Annotated in this window: 17 protein-coding genes and 1 pseudogene; 12 read left to right on the forward strand and 6 right to left on the reverse strand. The window is 36.3% G+C overall.

Features of this window, described 5'->3' with window-relative positions:
- Positions 1 to 118: 118 nt before the first annotated feature.
- The 4 genes from LDL57_RS15090 (at position 119) to LDL57_RS15105 (ending at position 3,559) form a co-directional block, all read left to right on the forward strand.
- Positions 119 to 1,363: a valine--pyruvate transaminase gene (locus LDL57_RS15090; protein ID WP_180560345.1), complete on the forward strand. Its 1,245-nt coding sequence runs from the start codon at positions 119 to 121 to the stop codon at positions 1,361 to 1,363.
- Between the two features lie 871 nt (positions 1,364 to 2,234).
- Positions 2,235 to 2,501 carry a YceK/YidQ family lipoprotein gene (locus LDL57_RS15095; RefSeq protein ID WP_310740141.1) on the forward strand — a complete coding sequence of 89 codons (267 nt, stop codon included), beginning with the start codon at positions 2,235 to 2,237 and terminating at the stop codon, positions 2,499 to 2,501.
- A gap of 315 nt (positions 2,502 to 2,816) precedes the next feature.
- Entirely contained in the window at positions 2,817 to 3,056 is a 240-nt protein-coding gene (locus LDL57_RS15100) for a hypothetical protein (RefSeq protein ID WP_225506549.1), read from the forward strand.
- A 140-nt stretch (positions 3,057 to 3,196) separates the two neighbouring features.
- Positions 3,197 to 3,559, forward strand: coding sequence for an outer membrane protein (locus tag LDL57_RS15105; protein WP_233458159.1), 363 nt, complete (start codon positions 3,197 to 3,199; stop codon positions 3,557 to 3,559).
- A 223-nt stretch (positions 3,560 to 3,782) separates the two neighbouring features.
- On the opposite strand, the gene LDL57_RS15110 is transcribed toward LDL57_RS15105, so the two are convergent.
- Positions 3,783 to 5,084: a YidR family protein gene (locus tag LDL57_RS15110; protein ID WP_180560343.1), complete on the reverse strand. Its 1,302-nt coding sequence runs from the start codon at positions 5,082 to 5,084 to the stop codon at positions 3,783 to 3,785.
- 135 nt (positions 5,085 to 5,219) lie between these two features.
- Between LDL57_RS15110 and LDL57_RS15115 the strand changes: the two genes are divergently transcribed.
- A complete protein-coding gene (locus LDL57_RS15115; protein WP_225506555.1) occupies positions 5,220 to 5,837 on the forward strand; it encodes a trimeric intracellular cation channel family protein in 618 nt (205 codons plus the stop codon).
- Positions 5,838 to 5,879: 42 nt separating this feature from the next.
- On the opposite strand, the gene ligB is transcribed toward LDL57_RS15115, so the two are convergent.
- Positions 5,880 to 7,589 carry an NAD-dependent DNA ligase LigB gene (gene ligB, locus LDL57_RS15120; protein WP_225506585.1) on the reverse strand — a complete coding sequence of 570 codons (1,710 nt, stop codon included), beginning with the start codon at positions 7,587 to 7,589 and terminating at the stop codon, positions 5,880 to 5,882.
- A 299-nt stretch (positions 7,590 to 7,888) separates the two neighbouring features.
- On the opposite strand from ligB, the gene gmk reads away from it, so the two are divergent.
- From gmk to recG, 5 genes are read left to right on the forward strand one after another with little or no spacing between them, the layout of a single operon-like run.
- Positions 7,889 to 8,512, forward strand: a complete 624-nt coding sequence (gene gmk, locus LDL57_RS15125) for a guanylate kinase (RefSeq protein WP_180560340.1) — start codon at positions 7,889 to 7,891, stop codon at positions 8,510 to 8,512.
- 51 nt (positions 8,513 to 8,563) lie between these two features.
- Positions 8,564 to 8,839, forward strand: a complete 276-nt coding sequence (gene rpoZ, locus LDL57_RS15130) for a DNA-directed RNA polymerase subunit omega (RefSeq protein ID WP_180560339.1) — start codon at positions 8,564 to 8,566, stop codon at positions 8,837 to 8,839.
- A 19-nt stretch (positions 8,840 to 8,858) separates the two neighbouring features.
- Entirely contained in the window at positions 8,859 to 10,976 is a 2,118-nt protein-coding gene (gene spoT, locus LDL57_RS15135) for a bifunctional GTP diphosphokinase/guanosine-3',5'-bis pyrophosphate 3'-pyrophosphohydrolase (protein WP_180560338.1), read from the forward strand.
- A 3-nt stretch (positions 10,977 to 10,979) separates the two neighbouring features.
- The gene (trmH, locus tag LDL57_RS15140; protein ID WP_180560337.1) at positions 10,980 to 11,699 is read left to right on the forward strand and encodes a tRNA (guanosine(18)-2'-O)-methyltransferase TrmH; all 720 of its coding nucleotides are present in this window, start codon (positions 10,980 to 10,982) and stop codon (positions 11,697 to 11,699) included.
- 4 nt (positions 11,700 to 11,703) lie between these two features.
- Complete coding sequence (recG, locus tag LDL57_RS15145; RefSeq protein ID WP_180560336.1) at positions 11,704 to 13,785, forward strand: ATP-dependent DNA helicase RecG; 2,082 nt, start codon at positions 11,704 to 11,706, stop codon at positions 13,783 to 13,785.
- Positions 13,786 to 13,869: 84 nt separating this feature from the next.
- Here recG and gltS read toward each other — a convergent pair whose 3' ends face one another.
- Positions 13,870 to 15,102 carry a sodium/glutamate symporter gene (gltS, locus tag LDL57_RS15150; protein ID WP_180560335.1) on the reverse strand — a complete coding sequence of 411 codons (1,233 nt, stop codon included), beginning with the start codon at positions 15,100 to 15,102 and terminating at the stop codon, positions 13,870 to 13,872.
- Between the two features lie 434 nt (positions 15,103 to 15,536).
- On the opposite strand from gltS, the gene LDL57_RS15155 reads away from it, so the two are divergent.
- Complete coding sequence (locus tag LDL57_RS15155; protein ID WP_225506588.1) at positions 15,537 to 17,249, forward strand: hypothetical protein; 1,713 nt, start codon at positions 15,537 to 15,539, stop codon at positions 17,247 to 17,249.
- A 47-nt stretch (positions 17,250 to 17,296) separates the two neighbouring features.
- Here LDL57_RS15155 and fabY read toward each other — a convergent pair.
- The 3 genes and pseudogenes from fabY to yihX form a co-directional block, all read right to left on the reverse strand.
- Positions 17,297 to 18,213, reverse strand: a pseudogene (gene fabY, locus LDL57_RS15160) (fatty acid biosynthesis protein FabY).
- 41 nt (positions 18,214 to 18,254) lie between these two features.
- Positions 18,255 to 18,692, reverse strand: coding sequence for a D-aminoacyl-tRNA deacylase (gene dtd, locus LDL57_RS15165; RefSeq protein ID WP_180560333.1), 438 nt, complete (start codon positions 18,690 to 18,692; stop codon positions 18,255 to 18,257).
- 62 nt (positions 18,693 to 18,754) lie between these two features.
- Positions 18,755 to 19,372, reverse strand: coding sequence for a glucose-1-phosphatase (gene yihX / locus LDL57_RS15170; protein ID WP_180560332.1), 618 nt, complete (start codon positions 19,370 to 19,372; stop codon positions 18,755 to 18,757).
- 697 nt (positions 19,373 to 20,069) lie between these two features.
- Here yihX and LDL57_RS15175 point away from each other — a divergent pair.
- Positions 20,070 to 20,621, forward strand: a complete 552-nt coding sequence (locus LDL57_RS15175; protein ID WP_180560331.1) for an SEL1-like repeat protein — start codon at positions 20,070 to 20,072, stop codon at positions 20,619 to 20,621.
- Positions 20,622 to 20,642: the final 21 nt, after the last annotated feature.

Below are 20,642 nucleotides of genomic sequence, written 5' to 3' on the forward strand. Positions count from 1 at the left end.
AATATAAAAAATTATAATATTCGGCATTAATTTGTTAACCAACCCATTATTCTATTAATAATAACAGAATATTGTGCTGGTTTGTTTACTAGTCATTTGCACAGTTATGAAGAAAAGCATGATACATTCACAATTTGGTAAAAAATTTTCCAGTTCATCGAGTATCTCTCTTTTAATGAAAGATCTAAATGAGGGCTTACGCACACCTAACGTCATTATGCTTGGTGGTGGTAACCCAGCGTACATTCCTGAAATGGATCAATATTTTCAGCAATTATTGATAGATATGGCTAAAAATGGCCAGCTCAATGAAGCATTATGCAACTATGATGGCCCGCAAGGAAAAGATGCCATGCTGGAAGTATTAGCAAATACGTTAAATGAGCAAGTAGGCTGGAATATCAGCGCTAAAAATATCGCATTGACTAATGGCAGTCAGAGCGCTTTTTTTTATCTATTTAATATCCTAGCAGGCCGTTGTGAACAAGGAATTAAACGGAAAGTTCTTTTCCCTTTAACACCAGAATATGTAGGTTATGCCGATACTGGACTTGATGATGATATTTTTGTTGCCAATAAACCGCAAATTGACATCCTGCCTAGTGGTCAATTTAAATATCGAATTAATTTTGAATCGCTAACAATAACCGATGATATTGGTGTTATTTGCGTTTCCAGACCCACCAATCCGACTGGAAATGTCATTACCGATGAAGAAATGATGCAATTAGATGCTTTGGCCAAACAGCATGCTATTCCTCTTTTAATTGATAGTGCTTATGGTATTCCTTTTCCAGGTATTATTTTTAATCAAGCAACACCAATCTGGAATGAAAATATTATTCTATCTATGAGCTTATCTAAATTAGGATTACCTGGCTGTCGCTGCGGTATTATTATTGCAAACGAATCTATTATCACCGCTATCAGTAACATGAATGGCATCATTAGCTTATCCCCTGGTAGTATAGGCCCAGCATTAATGCTAGCGATCCTTAAACGTAATGATCTATTGAGACTTTCACAAACTGTAATAAAACCTTTTTATCAACAACGCGTTACTGAAACCGTAAAAATTATTCGCCGTTATATACCCGAGAGTCGCTGTCTGATCCATAAGCCCGAAGGCGCAATATTTCTATGGCTTTGGTTTAAAAATTTACCGATCAATAGTCAAACACTTTATTCACGTCTTAAAAAACGCGGTGTATTAATGGTGCCGGGGGATTATTTTTTCCCAGGACTTAATGGACAATGGCCTCATTCGCATCAATGCATGCGAATGAACTATATTCTACCACTGGAAAAAATAGAACAAGGAATCGCGATTTTAGCGGATGAAATTGAAATTGCCTATCAATAGCATAAGTTAAATAGCTTTATTAAATATACTAAACAATATAATTCTATCTATGATAAAAAAACCTCTTATCATATACAAGATAAGAGGTGATAAAATAATAACGAGGACTTTGAATTGTAAAGTTAACGGGATCATATTCAAGGGTATTGCTAAATGAAATGATCTATTTTCCGAGCTCTTTAACACCGTAACTATTACAACATATTCAGTGTTCTGTTAATTAAATAATAAATTGATATTTTTACCACTATTTCGAACAATTATTTTTCAATTTAATTAAAATTATAATCTAATCATTTTATTAATAATCCAGCTATCAAGGTTGACAGAATAAGAAGCATTAAAGTTAATACTGTACTTGATGTTGTTAGATGCTGACGTTTAAATCTACAAACACGTTATAAAAAAGATGGAAAAAACGATTCACTGGATAAGTTATCAAGAAAAGCTAAACATGCTTAACATTTATTATTATCCTTCTCTTTACCGATTAATCAAATTTCAACCGCAAAGAGTATCCTTATCTGCCATATTTTAAAAAACAAAGAATGGACTAACCCTAAAGAAATATAGAAATTGTTAATCAATTTCTTTAAACCAATCATCCATTGCAAAGGAAAATAAACTTTTCTGCAACCCATTTTCTATTAACTGTGCTTTATCTTGGACATACAACAGAAAATAATGGTTAAAAAGGTTTATTTCTATTCACATGCTGGTATTTTTACCATTAATGTTTATCATTAAAATTTCATATTCGCTTGGAGAAGCTAGGCTTATACCTTTAATGACAAGATTAATCCTCGTTATCTATACTATCTGTTTAAATATTTTCAGTTGCCTGATACTGTTAAGCGGCTGCTCAAGTATTATGACCCATGTTGGACCTCATCAAGGTTACTATTCAGGCACCAAAGCCGATAGCCGAATACTTAAAGATAGCGATACCGGCTGGGTGATAAAACCGCTTGCCATGATTGATTTACCTTTTTCTGCGCTACTTGATACCGTTTTACTACCATATGATTATTTTCAGATTGAAAAAGTTGTATCGCTCCCCTCCCCAAAAGAACGCGTTCAAAATTGGGAAAATGATCAAGTCGCAAATGCCACTCAGCAAATATCAGCAAAAAATTAACATTGATTCCATAACTGCCACACTTAATTTTTAAGCAGAAAATTAACCTGACTTTAAATACTGAAATTAATAAAATAGGTAAAATAAATATTCAATTAGTTGTGATAGAAGTTTTTTATATTTATCAATAAGTAAAAGCTTGCATTATTAAAATCAGCACTCATAGCCGACTTTAATTTAATAGCCGAATTATATTAAAGGAAACCTAAACATATTTTATCCAATCATTATTTATACCAATTTTCAACATATGAGCTACCATTATTTTATTAGATTGAAACAACTTTTTTATTTTATTAACTTGAGAAATAAATAATGAAAAAAACACTTATGGCTTTAATTACTATCAGCATCATTCCATCTCCTGTGTTGGCAAATGAAAGTAAAAATGGTGTTTATATCAGTGCAAAAATGGGTGCATCGATTCTACAAATGTCAGGCCAATTTTATCCACTTAACGATTTATCAACCAACCTTGCTGAGAAACAAAAAGGGGACAACCATAGAACTGCCGTATTAGGTACTGGCCTCGCTTTAGGCTATGATTTTATATGATAATTTTAAACTTCCCGTTAGAGCTGAATTAGACTTTACTAGCCGGGCAAAGGCTGATTATAATTATTCAAAATCTCAAGAAAATGCCGTGTTTTTTTTTAGAAGCACAATTAAAAAATCAAATAGAAGCAAATACATTAATGTTTAACGCTTATTATGATTTTAAAAATCCATCTGATTTCACTCCTTATCTCTCTGCTGGCTTAGGTTATGCTTATATAAGCCAAAAAACATCTCCAATAGCAACGCTGGGTATATCCGGAGGGGGAATTAGCACCGAAACTCTCCAAACACGTTCTCATGCCACCAATAACTTTGCCTGGAGTGCTGGCGCAGGTATCAAATATATGGTTAATCAAGATTTTTCATTCGACCTTAGCTATAAGTATCTGGATGCTGGCCAGGCTGAAGTAGATTATTTCAATTTAGAAGGCGTAAAAACTAATTCAAAAACTCAAGTTAGGACCCATGATATTATGTTAAGTGCAACTTATCATTTCTGATGATTAATAGTGCTACGGGATATCACATAAAAAAATAATTTTTATAATAAACAAAGAATATACTCTGTTGTATAAACTTAGTGTATTTATTTGCATAAATACAATTTTTATCAATTAGTTATTAAGAATAGAAAGCGAGATATCCCTCGATTAACATAAGCTAAACTCACTATATGGCAGTAAGACATAACTCAATTGGATAACAAAATAGTGCTAATTCAAATCAAACAATCCCGGTCGCAACAATAAAAATTTGTTGATAGCCATCAATATTACGCAAATAAGCTATATTGCTGTCATCCGGAGAAATAACCACTGCATCACCTAAGGGTGGCATATCACTACGCCCCGTCAAACGAATCAGTTTTCCGCCAGGAATTTCACATAACATCAAGCTATTATCGCAAATAAACGCCACATACCGACCTTGACTATCCCAACTAAATGCTGACTTAATATCCCATGCAGACTGGGTAATTTGCTCCATGGCGCCACTAACCGGAGAAACCAACCAAAATTGTACAATGCCCCTATCATCCTTCATTAAAAAACCAATTTTACTTCCATCTGCTGAAGTGCGCAGCCAATGGCGCGGCTGATTAACTACCCCTGGATACTTAAGTTGATGAGTATAAGTTAAACGCTGCTGTTTAATCCCTTTAGGTGGTGCTGGCATGCTAGTTTCGGTACCCTGGATTGGCTTATCACCGGCAATAGCATACTGCTCAGCAGATTCAGGTAAATCAACTATAAAAATTTCGGCTGCGACTTTTCCATCTAGTGAGTAAGTGTCACCAATAAATGCAATCGCCCAACGTTGCTTTTCCCCATTAGCTCTCTGATACCCATTTTGACCAATCCAACCTTCTTCATAAGCACGGCTGATTTCATCACTACCCGGTTTTGGTCTCGGCGTTGTTTCGCTGATCACAACACAATAATAATGGCCACTATACTCACGTTGATGTTTTTTGTGACCCAAAATTCCGACATTAATGGCATGATAAGGGATCGCAATCGCCACATTACGCAAATCAAGCTCCGGATCACACTCATGCATCACGTGATCATTGTAAGTAAAACTAAGCCTACTATTATCTGGACTAAATACATGAACATGAGTGCCTCCTCTCAATGCGCCCGCTAAAAAAGGCGGCGTAATGCACATGGCTTCAATATTTTCGGCTACATTAGTTCTTATATCGCTGACAATCACCCCCCGACGATGATGAAAATCATAATGCCAATTTTCGTCTGGATCTTCTGGGCCATGAATAAAAGCATATCTAGGTGGATTTTCACTACTTACGGTAGCAACACCAACATATGCGCCATTTTTGGCGCAATAGATCTGTTTTTGTTGTTGCGTTTTAATATTAACTTTTTCTATCGTTAATCCAGTAAAAGAGGCATTATTTGGTCGTATATCAAAAACAATCCACTGGCTATCTGATGTCCATACATTTATATTAGTCAGTTGGTGATTGCGTTTATCAAAAGTAATTTGCTGTTCTTGGTAAGTCATTTTATTATCCGCATTCTTTTGTCGTGGACGATAAAAAATAGTGTAATTATGTGAACACCACAAAAATATTAGTCAATACTTTATTTTTATAATACAACTTTAAACCTTAAGGTTTGTCATATCTAAAAAATCATTATGTTACTTAGCATACTTTATATTATTGGTATTACAGCTGAAGCCATGACAGGTGCTTTAGCCGCTGGTCGTCGCAAAATGGATGTTTTTGGCGTTATTATTATTGCGTCCGCAACCGCAATTGGTGGTGGTTCCGTACGCGATATCTTATTAGGACACTATCCTCTTGGTTGGGTTAAACATCCTGAATATATTGTTATTGTTGCTTGTGCCGCTGTTATTACTATCTGGATTGCGCCAATGATGAAACATTTACGACGATTATTTTTAATTTTGGATGCCATTGGTCTTATTGTCTTTTCCATTATTGGCGCTCAAATAGCGCTTGATATGAATTATAGTTATATCATCGCCGCTATTGCAGCCGTAGTAACAGGTGTTTTCGGTGGCGTGCTGCGCGATATGCTATGTAATACAATCCCGCTTGTTTTTCAAAAAGAGATATATGCTGGCATCTCTTTTGCTGCGGCATGGCTTTATATCGGCTTAATACTACATACGCCATTACCTAAAGATATGGTTATTATCATTACCTTAATAGCCGGTTTAACCGCACGTCTACTCGCCATTCGTTATCGATTAGGATTACCTGTATTTAATTATGAGAATAATGATTAAGATTTCCATATATCTAATTAAATCAGCATGTTATTACTTCGACTAATTTTGATTAAAAAATCCATTTATTTTAATTTGGCCCAAAACCTTTACTAGCTGTTTAACATCTTTATTCTCAATAAATTGCACTAATTTTTTTTGTTGTTTACGCGACAAGATAGCACTATTTATTTCTTTAGAAAATAAATCATCCCAATAGGTTATTTTGCTAAAAAACTTTTCTGGTACAGGTACTCCTAACCCTTTTACCCATTCAGGAAAAGGGCGTTTTTGCGCTGATAAAAATTGTTGGTAAATAAATTTTCCTTTATTCGTTTTAAACATTGCCACTTCATTGATTTGTTCCAATGTTAAACTAGCCCAATCCATTAAATTGGTTATTTTCCCCGCTCTGATTAAAGCTAACCAGCCTTTTTCATTGATCCCTTCCATCTTAAGCTGTTTCGCCAACCAAACTAAACGAGCAACAAACTGACTTTCGCATCTGATTGAGTAATGAAAACAGCTTAATTGGTGATAGTTTTTTTGTTCGGGTACCGACAGCATTTTCCGTTGTTTAATTCGCCAAACAATCTTGTCAAATTTAGGGATCCCATGACCAGATAATGATATTTGTATTGCATCTTCAGGCAAAATTTTCATCGCTTGCCAACGGGTTAATGAACCCATACTAATATGACGGATCTGTTTTCCATCTATTTTCACAGGCAAAACAACAATGATAGGATTAATTTTGCCAGTTCTTCCTATATTAAATTTAATAGTTTTAACTTGAGCAATACTATTTTGTGTCGGATATTTCCAAGCAACAGACCAATTATTTATACCTACTTGCCAGTATTGGCCTAGACTATATGGCAGTTGTTTTAATACAATACCATCTGTTACAAAAGGCATTGGTTGATTGTAATAATAGCGTTGCCATTGTGTAATTTGATCAACACTAGTAACTAAATGAGAATAACGTTTGGTTAAGGGAAAACCCCATCTTTCTAATTGTGCAAATTGTGTTTGCATATTCGACGGCCCATTAGGCCAACTCCAAATAAATATGCCAATTTGTTTCTCTTGTTGAACCAATAAATTCTTACGCATTAACCAACCCGCAACTTTATTGCGGGCATTAGCTCCACCCGCAATGGCTTGTTGGTGACCAGACTGATACCAAAACAATTCACCTTGTAAAATTAATTGCGTAGCATGATTTGGAATCGTTTTGGGAATTGCTGGCAAAAAATGGGCTTTTTTTGTCCAATCAATTCCTTCTATACCATTACCCCGACTAATTAATGCAGCTAATTTACCCTTTTGATAGGCCAACGTAACAGCCACACCATCGACTTTAGGTTGTAACCAAACTTCATGGCGACCCGCTATCCATCGAGGCACTTCATCAGTGGTTATCTTTTTTAAGCCAGTATGAACAACTGGGTGTATTTTTCTTCCTTTAACGGGTAAAGAAAGCAAATGCGTTTTATCTAGTGGGAGACGAAGACAATTTGACCAATGTTTCCATAACGCAAAAATTTGATCGTAAGTTTCATCATTAACCAAGCTTTGGCCATTAATATAATATGCTTTATTCCAGCGTTTTAATTTTGAATTAATTGCTTTGATTTCCCTATGTAAAACTACTTCAGGCCAATCCGGGCATTGCATACTTTCCGCGATTGCTGAGTTTATATTTAATAACATCATTAATAAAAAAAAGCGTCGACGATAGTAAACTGAAACTAAAATAAAAGATCTCATAATAAACAGCATCCATGCATAATTTTAATCATCTATTTATTCCATTCACGGCAATACGTTCAATATACAATTCCAATTATTGAGAGGTGGTAAATAGAAAATAATTATGAAGATATGCATTAATTATTTTTTCTCAAAGCGCTTCGCAAAAATGGTAATGATTTTCAAAAATAATTCAGATCTTTCATTAAAAATGTTACTAAAGCTGTATGTTACTGATTGCATGTGTATACTATTAAAGAGCTTTTGTACTTTTTAAAATTTTATTAATTAATTAGCCAGTTAATCAAGAAATCATCATGATCCAAGGAACGTTATATATTGTGTCTGCCCCAAGTGGTGCAGGCAAATCGAGTCTTATTCAGGCTTTATTAAAAACTCAGCCTCTATATGACACACAAGTTTCTATTTCGCATACCACTAGAGCGATACGCCCTGGTGAAAAAAACGGTGAACACTACTATTTCATTACTGAAAGCAAATTTCAGCAAATGATTGAGCACAATGATTTCCTTGAATATGCCTGCGTTTTCGGCAATTATTATGGAACCTCTCGGGCAGTTATCGAAGAAATTATTAATAGTGGTGTCGATGTATTTTTAGATATCGATTGGCAAGGCGCACAGCAAATTCGCCAAAAAATGCCCTCAGCTCGCACTATTTTTATCTTACCACCGTCTAAAAATGAGTTACTACGCCGTTTACGGGGTCGTGGGCAAGATAGCGAAGAAACGATTAATCGGCGGATGGAACAAGCGGTTGCTGAAATGAAACATTATAGCGAATATGATTACATTATTGTTAATGATGATTTCAATACCGCATTAGGAGATTTACAATCTATTATTCGATCTGAGCGTCTACGTTTAGAACGTCAGGTTCTGCGACATAATACTTTAATTAATAAATTATTGGCAGACTGAGTAAAGGTTCAGTATTATATCCGGTCATTTCTTTATCTTTGGAGTCATATTATGGCACGTGTAACAGTTCAAGATGCAGTAGAAAAAATTGGTAATCGTTTCGATTTGGTTTTAGTTGCGGCGCGTCGTGCGCGTCAATTACAGATTAGAGGTAAAAGCCCTTTAGTTAAAGAAGAAAATGATAAGGTTACTGTTATTTCGCTGCGTGAAATAGAATCAGGGTTGATTAATGCTCAAATTCTTGATGTCCGTGAACGTCAAGAAGAACAGGAACAAGAAGCAGCAGAAATGCAAGCAGTATCTGCTATTGCTGAAGGTCGTCGTTAACTGAAAAGGTAGGCCTGCCTTGTACCTGTTTGAAAGCCTCAATCAAATCGTTCAGGACTATCTGCCAAAAGAGCATATATCGTTACTGAAACAAGCTTATGTTGTTGCCCGGGATGCACATGAAGGCCAAACCCGTTCAAGTGGTGAACCTTATATTACCCATCCAGTTGCGGTGGCATGTATTTTAGCGGAAATGCGTTTAGATCATGAAACATTAATGGCCGCATTATTACATGATGTTATCGAGGATACCCCGGCGACTTTTCAGGATATAAAACAGCTTTTTGGTAAAACCGTTGCTGGCCTGGTTGAAGGGGTATCAAAACTCGACAAACTCAATTTCCGTGATAAAAAAGAAGCTCAAGCAGAAAATTTTCGCAAAATGATTATGGCAATGGTGCAAGATATTCGTGTCATTTTAATCAAACTCGCAGATCGAACCCACAATATGCGAACTTTAGGTTCACTTCGTGCTGATAAGCGCCGCCGGATCGCGAGAGAAACATTAGAAATTTATAGCCCACTGGCACATCGTCTTGGTATCCATCATCTCAAAACTGAATTGGAAGAGTTAGGCTTTGAAGCACTCTATCCAAATCGCTACCGAGTTATTAAAGAAGTAGTAAAAGCAGCTCGCGGTAACCGAAAAGAGATGATCCAAAAAATATTGGCAGAAATTGATGGTAGATTATCAGAAGCCAGGATCCCATGCCGAGTATTTGGTCGAGAAAAACATCTCTATTCAATATATCGTAAAATGCACTTGAAAGAGCAGCGCTTCCACTCAATTATGGATATTTATGCCTTTCGCATTATTGTTAAGGACGTTGATACATGTTACCGCGTTCTTGGGCAGGTACATAGTTTATACAATCCTCGGCCAGGTCGAGTGAAAGATTATATTGCGATCCCCAAAGCAAATGGCTATCAATCTTTACATACATCAATGATTGGCCCACATGGTGTACCGATTGAAGTACAAATTCGTACCGAAGATATGGATCAAATGGCAGAAATGGGTGTCGCTGCTCATTGGGCATATAAAGAACAAGCAGAATCTAGTACAACTGCTCAAATCAGGGCACAACGCTGGATGCAAAGCCTACTAGAACTGCAGCAAAGCGCAGGTAATTCTTTTGAATTCATTGAAAGTGTAAAATCTGATCTTTTTCCTGACGAAATTTATGTTTTTACCCCGGAAGGTAGAATTGTCGAATTACCTACTGGCGCAACCCCGGTTGATTTTGCCTATGCTGTTCATACCGATATAGGTCATGCCTGTGTTGGAGCCCGCGTTGATCGTCAACCTTATCCTCTGTCACAATCGTTGACTACCGGGCAAACTATAGAAATTATTACTGCACCAGGCGCAAGGCCGAACGCAGCTTGGTTGAATTTCGTTGTTAGTTCCAAAGCCAGAGCAAAAATACGCCAACTACTTAAAAATCTTAAACGAGAAGATTCGATTAGTTTAGGTCGTCGCTTACTCAACCATGCTTTAGGTAATGGCAAGAAATTGGGCGATATTCCGCAAGAAAATATCAATAAAGAACTGGCAAGAATGAAACTTCACTCAATGGATGATTTACTTGCTGAAGTTGGCCTTGGCAATACCATGAGTGTCGTTGTAGCGCACAATTTATTAGGCAATGTTAGTATAAATAACGTTATTACAGATAATAGTGATAACCGTAGTAAACTACCGATTAAAGGAGCAGAAGGGGTATTAATTACCTTTGCCAAATGTTGTCGTCCCATTCCCGGTGATCCCATAGTTGCTCATATTAGCCCAGGTAAAGGTTTAGTTATACACCATGAGTCTTGCCGTAATATTCGAGGTTATCAAAAAGAGCCAGAGAAATTTATGCAAGTAGAGTGGGATGAGGGGGTTAATAATAATTTCATTGCTGAAATTAAAGTCGATATGATTAATCACCAAGGGGCATTAGCTAATTTAACCGCAGCCATTAATAGTGTAAATTCTAGTATCCAAAGTATGAATATCGAAGAGAAAGATGGGCGTGTCTATTGTGCATTTATTCGCTTAACCGCTAAGGATCGTATTCAATTAGCTAATATTATGAAAAAAATCCGTATCATGCCTGATGTTTTACGCATCAGCCGTAACCGGAACTAAGTTATGAACTCAAAACGTTATGCTCGCATTCGGCAAATAATCGCCATGCGCCAACCTGATCTGACGGTTTGTCTTGAAAATGTCCATAAATCACATAATATTTCTGCCGTGATCCGTACTGCTGATGCGGTTGGAATACCACAAATCCATGCAATCTGGTGCCAAAATAGCACCAAGAGTTTATCTGCGGCAGCAGCGGGTAGTAATCATTGGGTAAAAGTAAAAACCCATGCCACTATTGAAAAGGCAATCTCTACCTGCAAAGCTGCGGGTATGCAAATCTTAGCCGCTCATCTTACTAACCAAGCTATCGATTTTCGTCAAATAGATTATACTCAACCAACCTGTATTATTTTGGGACAAGAACGAACGGGTATTTCCAAACAAGCTCTCAAACTGGCTGATCATAATATTCATATTCCTATGATGGGCATGGTACAGTCATTAAATGTCTCTGTTGCTTCTGCCTTAATTCTTTATGAAGCACAACGACAAAGACAAAATGCCAATATGTATGACAGCCTTTTTAGTCAGCTATCAGAAGAAGAACAACAAGAATGGCTCTTTGAGGGCGGTTATCCAGTATTAGCAGCCGTTTCAAAACATAAAGGGCTCCCCCGTCCATTAATTAACGAACATGGCGAAATTGTTGCCTGTGATGAATGGTGGGCAGCAATGCAATCGACAAAAGTACCAGGTAAAAAACGCACTCTGGAGAATTAACCGCATGCGGGGGAAATTACTTGATGCTATTCCATTAACATCACTAAACGGTGTAGGTGCATCACAAGCAGAAAAACTCAATAAAATTGGCCTTCGTACTATCCAGGATCTCCTCTTTCACCTACCTTTACGTTATGAAGATCAAACTCAACTTTATACAATTAGTGATGTTCAACCGGGCAGCACTGTGACCGTCAGCGGCGAAATATTACAAACTAAAATCGTCTTTGGACGTAAACGAATGATGACCAGCCAAATTAGTGATGGTTCAGGAATATTAACCCTGCGGTTTTTTAATTTTTCTACCGCTATGAAAAATAGCCTAGCCACTGGTAAATTTGTTATTGCTTATGGTGAAATACGGCGAGGCAACTTAGGGCCAGAAATTATTCATCCCGAATATAAAATAAAACCTAATGCCGACAATATTGAGTTGCAAGATACATTAACACCCATTTATCCAACAACTGAAGGGATACGTCAGATAACTTTACGCAAACTTATTGATCAAGCGCTAACGCTACTTGATACCTGTGCGATCAATGAGTTGATCCCTGCGCCGTTTAATCAAGGGCTAATAAGCTTACCACAAGCTATTAAAACTCTTCATCGTCCGCCACCCGATATTCCACTGAATATACTGGAAAAGGGTAAACATCCGGCGCAACACAGATTAATTTTTGAGGAGTTATTAGCTCATCAGTTAAGTATGCTAACGGTTCGGAGTGAAACCCAACAATTTTCTGCCCAACCACTACCAGCAGAAAAAAAATTAAAACAACAGTTGCTGACACGATTACCCTATTCACCAACCAAAGCCCAACAAAGAGTTGTCAGTGAAATTGAAGCGGATATGGCTAAAGCCAGCCCTATGATGCGTTTAGTCCAAGGCGATGTCGGTTCTGGTAAAACATTAGTGGCACTATTTGCCGCAATTCGTGCTATTGCTCATGGTAAACAGGCTGCACTAATGGCACCTACTGAGTTATTAGCAGAACAGCATGCCAATACTTTTCGCCAATGGCTAGAACCACTTGGTATCCAAGTTGGTTGGTTATCAGGTAAACAAAAAGGAAAAGCCAGGCTGAGTCAACAAGAAGCTATTGCACGAGGCGAAGTCGCAATGATAATTGGTACCCATGCCATTTTTCAACAACAAGTCGAATTCAACGCCTTAGCATTAGTGATCATTGATGAACAACATCGCTTTGGTGTACATCAACGTCTGGCGCTATGGGAAAAGGGTCAGCAGCATGGTATTTATCCTCATCAATTAATTATGACTGCAACGCCGATCCCACGTACACTCGCTATGACGGCTTATGCGGATCTGGATAATTCAGTTATTGATGAATTACCACCCGGCAGAACTCCCGTCACAACAGTTGCCATTCCTGATAGCCGCCGCAATGAAGTTATTCAACGAGTAAAAAAAGCCTGCCAGATAGAAAAGCGACAAGTATATTGGGTATGCACATTAATTGATGACTCTGAAGTGCTTGAAGCACAAGCGGCTCAAGCGACACAAGAAGAACTTGCGCGCGCATTGCCTGAATTAAATATTGGCTTAGTACATGGTCGGATGAAATCGGCTGAGAAACAACAAGTGATGGCAGATTTTACCACCAATAAACTACAACTGTTAGTCGCAACGACGGTTATTGAAGTTGGAGTCGATGTGCCAAACGCTAGTTTAATGATTATTGAAAATCCTGAGCGTTTAGGGCTTGCCCAATTGCATCAATTAAGAGGCCGCGTTGGCAGGGGCAATATTGCCTCACATTGTGTATTACTGTATAAAACACCACTCACTTACGCGACTAAATTACGTTTACAGGTACTCAGAGATAGTAATGATGGTTTTGTCATTGCACAAAAAGACTTAGAAATTCGTGGCCCAGGAGAGTTGTTAGGTACTCGCCAAACAGGCAATGCAGAATTCAAAGTGGCTGACTTAATGCGCGATCAAGACCTACTGCCGGAAATCAGGAATACCGCTCAATATTTGCAACAACATTATCCGCTCCATAGCAATGCTCTGATCGAACGTTGGTTACCTGAACGTTCACAATACAGCAACGCCTAATATTAATTAACCACATCAATTGATTACTAAGCAAAAAACCGCTGAAAATCAGCGGCTCCGTTACATTAATCAATGATATTTCTGTTATCCATTCATTATTGGTGCTGAAAATATGGGTAACCATAGATAAAATTTAATCACTAATGCATTAATAATATCAATAAAGAAAGCACCCACCATTGGTACGACAAGAAAAGCCAAATGAGAAGGGCCAAACCGTTCTGTTACGGCTTGCATATTAGCAATTGCGGTCGGCGTTGCTCCTAAACCAAAACCACAATGACCAGCTGCTAATACTGCGGCATCATAATTTTTACCCATAATTGGAAAGGTAACAAAAATAGCATAAAGCCCCATGACAATCGCTTGTATTAGTAAAATAATGAGCATCGGTATGGCTAACGAAGCAAGTTCCCAAAGTTTTAAACTCATCAATGCCATTGCTAAAAAAAGTGACAAACTAACATTACCTAAAACTGAAACCGCGCGATCAAATACTCGGTAGAAACCAACCCATGATAAGCTATTACTTAAAATAACCCCAGTAAATAAGACACAAACAAAAGTAGGTACAGTAAACTGATAACTGTCCAATAGCCATTGCGAAATAAATTTACCCACCACCATACAAATAGCAATCATGGCTAATGTTTCTATTAACACTAAAGAACTTATTACTCGTCCTGTTTGTGGCTTTTCAAATGCCATAGGCATTTCTTTATTATCGTCATAATCTTGACTCACTGCTGGTGTTTTCATATTACGAACCAAAAAGCGCGCTATCGGACCACCAATTAATCCACCAAATACTAAACCAAATGTTGCACAAGCCATTGCAACTTCAGTCGCACTCTGAAAGCCATAATATTCGGTAAAAACTTTACCCCAAGCACCGCCGGTACCATGACCACCAGACAATGTAATGGAACCGGCTAATAAACCCATCAATGGATCGAGACCCAATAACTTTGCCAAAGCAATACCGACTGTATTTTGCACTAGCAGTAAACCCATAACTACAAAGATGAAAATAAGTAGCGTTTTACCACCCGCTTTTAAGCTAAGTAAATTAGCATTGAGTCCAATTGTGGCAAAAAAAGCTAACATCATGGGCTCTTGCAAAGATAAGTCAAAGCTTACTCCCCAATCTAACGTTGTCTTCAATAACAAAAGAATGAGAGCAACAAGTAACCCACCGGCAACGGGTTCAGGAATAGTATATCTTTTTAGAATAGCGACCGATTGTACAAGTTTACGTCCAAGTAATAATACTAAAGTGGCAGCAACAAAGGTGCCATAGACATCAAGATGATACATTTACGTACCTCATTTTATTGTTAATTTCTATGAAAAAACAAAAAGGATGTAGTGAATGTTATGTCACAACACAAAAAGCAGGCTCATTGATTAAAGTTAATTTTTCATTTGAACACAAGTGAAAAACAAAAATTTGATAGGATTAAGCATTTTTAAGAGTATATTCTAATCGATAAATAACTATTCTTAAATTTAACCATTAAAATGGGCTCTTTATCCGTTAAAAGCCATATATTAATTATGTCTTTAGCTTTTCAAACCCTGGTAAATAAATTCTGAGAATAGGTTTATCCACACCATCTACTATTTTTGTTGGTGATGCTAAAAATTTCATTAGCCAAATAATTTCTTTTTATTTTAATATTAATCCAAATAGTTCATCACAGCATAAAGTAAGATTGTAACTAAACAATAATGATAAAGAGGGCATACGGTTGCGCTGGCTAAAAAACCTGATTCTTACGCTTGTTATACTGATTATATTTATATATCTGATCATACAAACCCAGTGGGGGGCAAAACAATTAAGTGACATACTAAGCAAATATACCCTGTACGATGTAAAAATAGGTGTTATTAGTCATCACCTAACTAGGCCTGGCGAAATTGTATTACAAGATATTGCTATTCATAATAAACAAAATAGCTTTAAGCTAAATGTCAAACAAATTACCTTTGAATTGCAGTGGCAAAAAATATTTACAGACTCATGGTTACATCGGTTAATTGTTACTGAAGGTGAATTAACGCTACCCTCTTCCCGCCAAATTTTTCCTTTCAATAGCAAAATATTGCAGCTAGAAAACATGAATGTTAGCTATCGAATCGGCAATATTGGTCTGTCGGCAAACAATATGACAGGTGGAATAATACCCTGGCAACCAACTGCTCATAACCCATTTGGAGAGGGAAATTTTCAATTCACTACCGAGCAGTTTGAAATTAATAACATTCACTTAACAACCTTGCTTGTAAAAGGAAGTTATAAAACTAATTTTCTTTTCATCAATGAGCTTTCTGCCTATCTCAATAATGGGGTCATTAATGCAAGCGCTATTCAATACACCGATCAAGCACTTACCTTAGCAAAACTGATGTTAACCAATACCGGTTGGCAATTTTCTTCATCACTTTCCCAATTGGCCAATAAGCTACTAGATATTAAAAAATTAAACATAAAACAGCTGAATTTGACTGATACCCACTTCGAAGGAAAAGATTGGGCCATTGCCGGCTTATCAGGTAAAGTGAATAACATCGTCCTTTCGGCAGGCAACTGGAACCATTCCAACAGTGAAATTAGTCTAAATATAGATGAATTAATATATAAAAATCAGCAAATTAGTCAACTAATGGCCGATATGACATTTGCCAATGATATTCTGCATATAAACCGTCTTGCTGGCTATTATGACAAAGGTCTTTTTAACATCGAAGCAAAATGGCATACCAAACAGCAATCTATCAATATTATTAACGCACAATTAGCCGGCATACGTTATCAATTAGCGGATGATTGGTTTAATTTTTTTCAATCTGTCGTACCTAATTGGCTGAATTCATTACATATTACCAATTTTAAATTAACTAATTCTTTACTTATGGATGTTAACGTTAATTTTCCCTTTGAATTGACCAATGTTAATGGTTATTTGTCCAATATGGATTTAATCAAACAAAAAAAATGGGGATTATGGCAGGGAAAAGGCGGGTTTATGGCTAGTAGTGGTACCTTAAACCAAATTACGTTACGACAACCTTATATACAAGTTCTACCCCACAGCGACCGCTCTTTTAAGGCCGAGCTCAATAGTAATGTCGAAAATGGCTTAGTAAAATTGACTTCAAATATTCAACAGCAGGCCAATGATGGTGCTTTTTCATTATCAGCCAATGGAATAAATGTAGATTTAGCAATATTAAATCATTGGGGATGGAAAAATTTACCCATACAAACATTAGCAGATTTCGATTTCACACTTAAAGGCAACTTGTTGGCTAAACCGATCGCGCAAACATTGACAGGAGAACTATTCTATCAAACCGTTAGTGGAGAAAAAAAGGCTTACTCTATGATCAAAGGTGAAATAACGGTACAAAGTGATAGTCAAATACCATTAACTACCGCTAACGAAGAAAAACCTTAGTTGCATCGATTAGCTGACAATTTTTGCATTATGGCTAGCAAGCCACATCATTTCTGTTTTTTACGATCAGCTAATACCATGTAAGTGCCGGTAAATAGTGAGGCGTGAGCACTTTTTTCACTACCAATATCGACATCTAACTCGACTACTGCCTGGCATCCTCTTGCAAGCCGATCTAACGCACCGCGTATATTACAAAGATCAGCCACTGCATTTGGACGACCAACAATTGGTTTATGATAACGAATATGCCCATCAACCAAAATAATATTACCACCCAATGTCTTTCCTGTAGCAATAACCATATCAGCCCCCAACCGGTTAAAGTGGCTAGTGAAAACTGACTACCCGCAAAAATACTATGGTGTGGATTTTGATTTCTGCCTTCAGACATACTGGTGATAAAACTCTGACCGGTATACTGTATGATCTTTATTCCCATCTTGTCGCTTAAAGGAATTTTTTCATGCCAAATTTTTTGTAATTGATTACACCAGTCAGGTCTACGCAAAATTTTATCCAGCGTTTGTACCTTTTTTATCATCAAAAAGTGCTTCACTGGTGTAAGAAGCTGACTTGCAATAGGACCCCGATTTTTAAATCCTAAACAACGAAAAAAAGGCACTGCCTCCTCACGGACACTAGAAACAATTCTTTTTACACCTTCCTGACGGGCAACAGATTCCAATGCCATGGCAATCAGTTTTCCTAATCCTTTACCTCGCATACTAGGATGGACTGATAAAAAACGGATAGCGCCTTCATCATCTGCATTTATATATAAGCGACCAATGGCAAGTATTTGACCCGCTTCATTCACTATCATCTGATGATGAGCAGTGGAATCATAACCGTCTTTTTCAGAGCCGGGTGGTTGATGGAAAGGTTTACGCAACATCTCCCAACGAAACTGATAATAATTTTTAAAATCGGCTTCTGTTTTTGGTACTCGCAGATGATACATAAAATTCCCTCCTTTTAATAAATAATGGCAGAGTTTATAGACTAAACCTGCAAGTAAAATGTTACTGGACCATTATTCGTTAAACTAATTTGCATATCAGCAGCAAACTGCCCTGTTTCTGCTTTTATTCCTTTCGATCGGCACTGTTCAATAAAATAATGATAGAGTGCATTGGCTTTATCAGCAGACGCACTATTTGAAAAACCAGGTCTCATTCCTTTTTTGGTATCAGCCGCTAAGGTAAATTGGGAAACAACCAGCAAACTTCCGCCTACTTGCTGAATACTCAAATTCATTTTATTCTGCTCATCATTAAAAACACGATAACCAATAATTTTTTCACACAACCGTTTAGCTTTCTGCTCACTATCCTCTTTTTCAATCGCTAAAAAAACTAATAAACCTTCGGCAATTTGACCAACACATTTTTCTTTAACTATCACATTAGCCTGAGTCACACGTTGAATTAGGGCAATCATACAAATCCTGTATAACAACAAAGATAATAATAAACTAGCTATTATTTCTGCAATATCGATAACTACTCTTTGGCAAGGATGCTGAAATCATAGTTAGCAAAATATTTTGCGACACTATTTTTATCAGTAACATGCCAGCTTTTAATACCCAACTGTGCAGCTACAGTAACATTTTCCTCGCTATCATCAAAAAAAATAGCGTCTTTCGCAGCAAATCCCTCTGATTGTAAAACATATTTATAGATTTCCAGATCAGGTTTACGCATTCCGAGATCTTGGGATAAGTAGAGAAAGTCTGAAGAAGCTGCGATTTCAGGATAATGAGAGGGCCAATAATTTTGATGTAAACGATTTGTATTCGATAAAATAACAACTCGATGGCCTTGCTCTCGTAAGCGCGTCATAATTTCAATCACATCATAACGTAATGAAACAAAGATAGCATTCCATCCTAGAGCAAACTCTTCAAAACTTAACGACAAACCTAATTTTTCATTAGTAAATTCAGCAAATTCAAAATCAGAAATTTTATCACATTCATGGAGTTTTACTGTTTCATCTAGTTCAAATTTTTGCGCCAAACTGGCAATTGGAATCTTACTCAATTCACTCCATACCTGTAGAGCTCGGTTAAAGTCGATATTAATAATTACATTACCCATATCGAAAATATACAGCATAAATTCTCTCCATAGTGATTAATATAACTCTACTATATCATTATTAAAGCAATCAAACAGAAGAAAATAATAATTGATGATAAATAAAAAACTTCCATAATAATTATTAAGTTAATTGATGCAATATAAAATTAACTTAATGCAATGAAAATAAATTTAAAACTAATTATTAGTCATATTAAAAAAATAGACATGTATATTAATTTAAAATTAGAAAATAATTTTATTGCAATCTCCATTAATATCAGGCATATAAAACTTTTAACACTATTTAATTTTAGATAATCAGGTTATAAAGTGATAGTTATCTATTGAATAGACTTGAAAAAAAATAGGCTTAGTTAACCTGTGTAGTGGGATTATAACTTTGATTTTTTGCTATTTAACATATTATTCTATAACCATAATACCTAATTTTAACGTTATCTGTTATTGATTGTATAATGATAGCGCAATGTTTTGTTGATCTAATAACTGTAAAAAATAGTAAAATTTTATATTAAATGAAATTTTCATTATTAATTGAATATAAAATCAAAATTATACAAAAATTATCAATTTAAAATTTATTAATTATTTAAACTGCTAATTAAATAAATGGTTTTATTTAATAACAATTTTTATCGCACCAGATTTAACCGCGAATAAAGCAGAAACATAGTGTCTTTTTTGTTGCTAATAATTTAGGTTAATAACAATGAAAATTTTTCGTATATTGATGATGGGAATGCTGATTATGGATGAGCCAGCGTGGGGGCAAAACTACCTTGCACCAAGAGATAGTCGCTTAGGAGATAACTATAATGAGCTAGAACTTCGTGATATGCCTGATTTACCTAAATATGCACCTCGCCCAAAAACACAGCAAGACGTAGTGGCGCTTTTTAAAAAGGGAGAAAAAGAAAACGATGAGTACAGTAATTATGCTCTGTTTTCTTTATTTTCCGTAGGCTGTTTTGAATTAGGTAAACCATATCAAGAAGCTAGAGCAGAAGAAGAGTGTAATATTGCGAACTATTTTTTACTGAAGACATTAGAAATTAATCCTAATAATGTAGTAGCTTTATATTATTCTGCTACCAAGTATAAAAATGGATACGGGGTCAAAAAAGATATTTTAAAAGCAATAGATTATTATGATAAAGCTTATCGTATTGGCGGAAATAAAATCTTTGCCGCTATTGACTCACTTTTTGTTATTTACTTTTATGGGAAACGTGGTGTCCAACAAGATCTCAATAAAGCTTAACACTATATAGAAATAGCGGCA

The sequence above is a fragment of the Arsenophonus apicola genome, assembly GCF_020268605.1.
Taxonomy (GTDB): domain Bacteria; phylum Pseudomonadota; class Gammaproteobacteria; order Enterobacterales; family Enterobacteriaceae; genus Arsenophonus; species Arsenophonus apicola.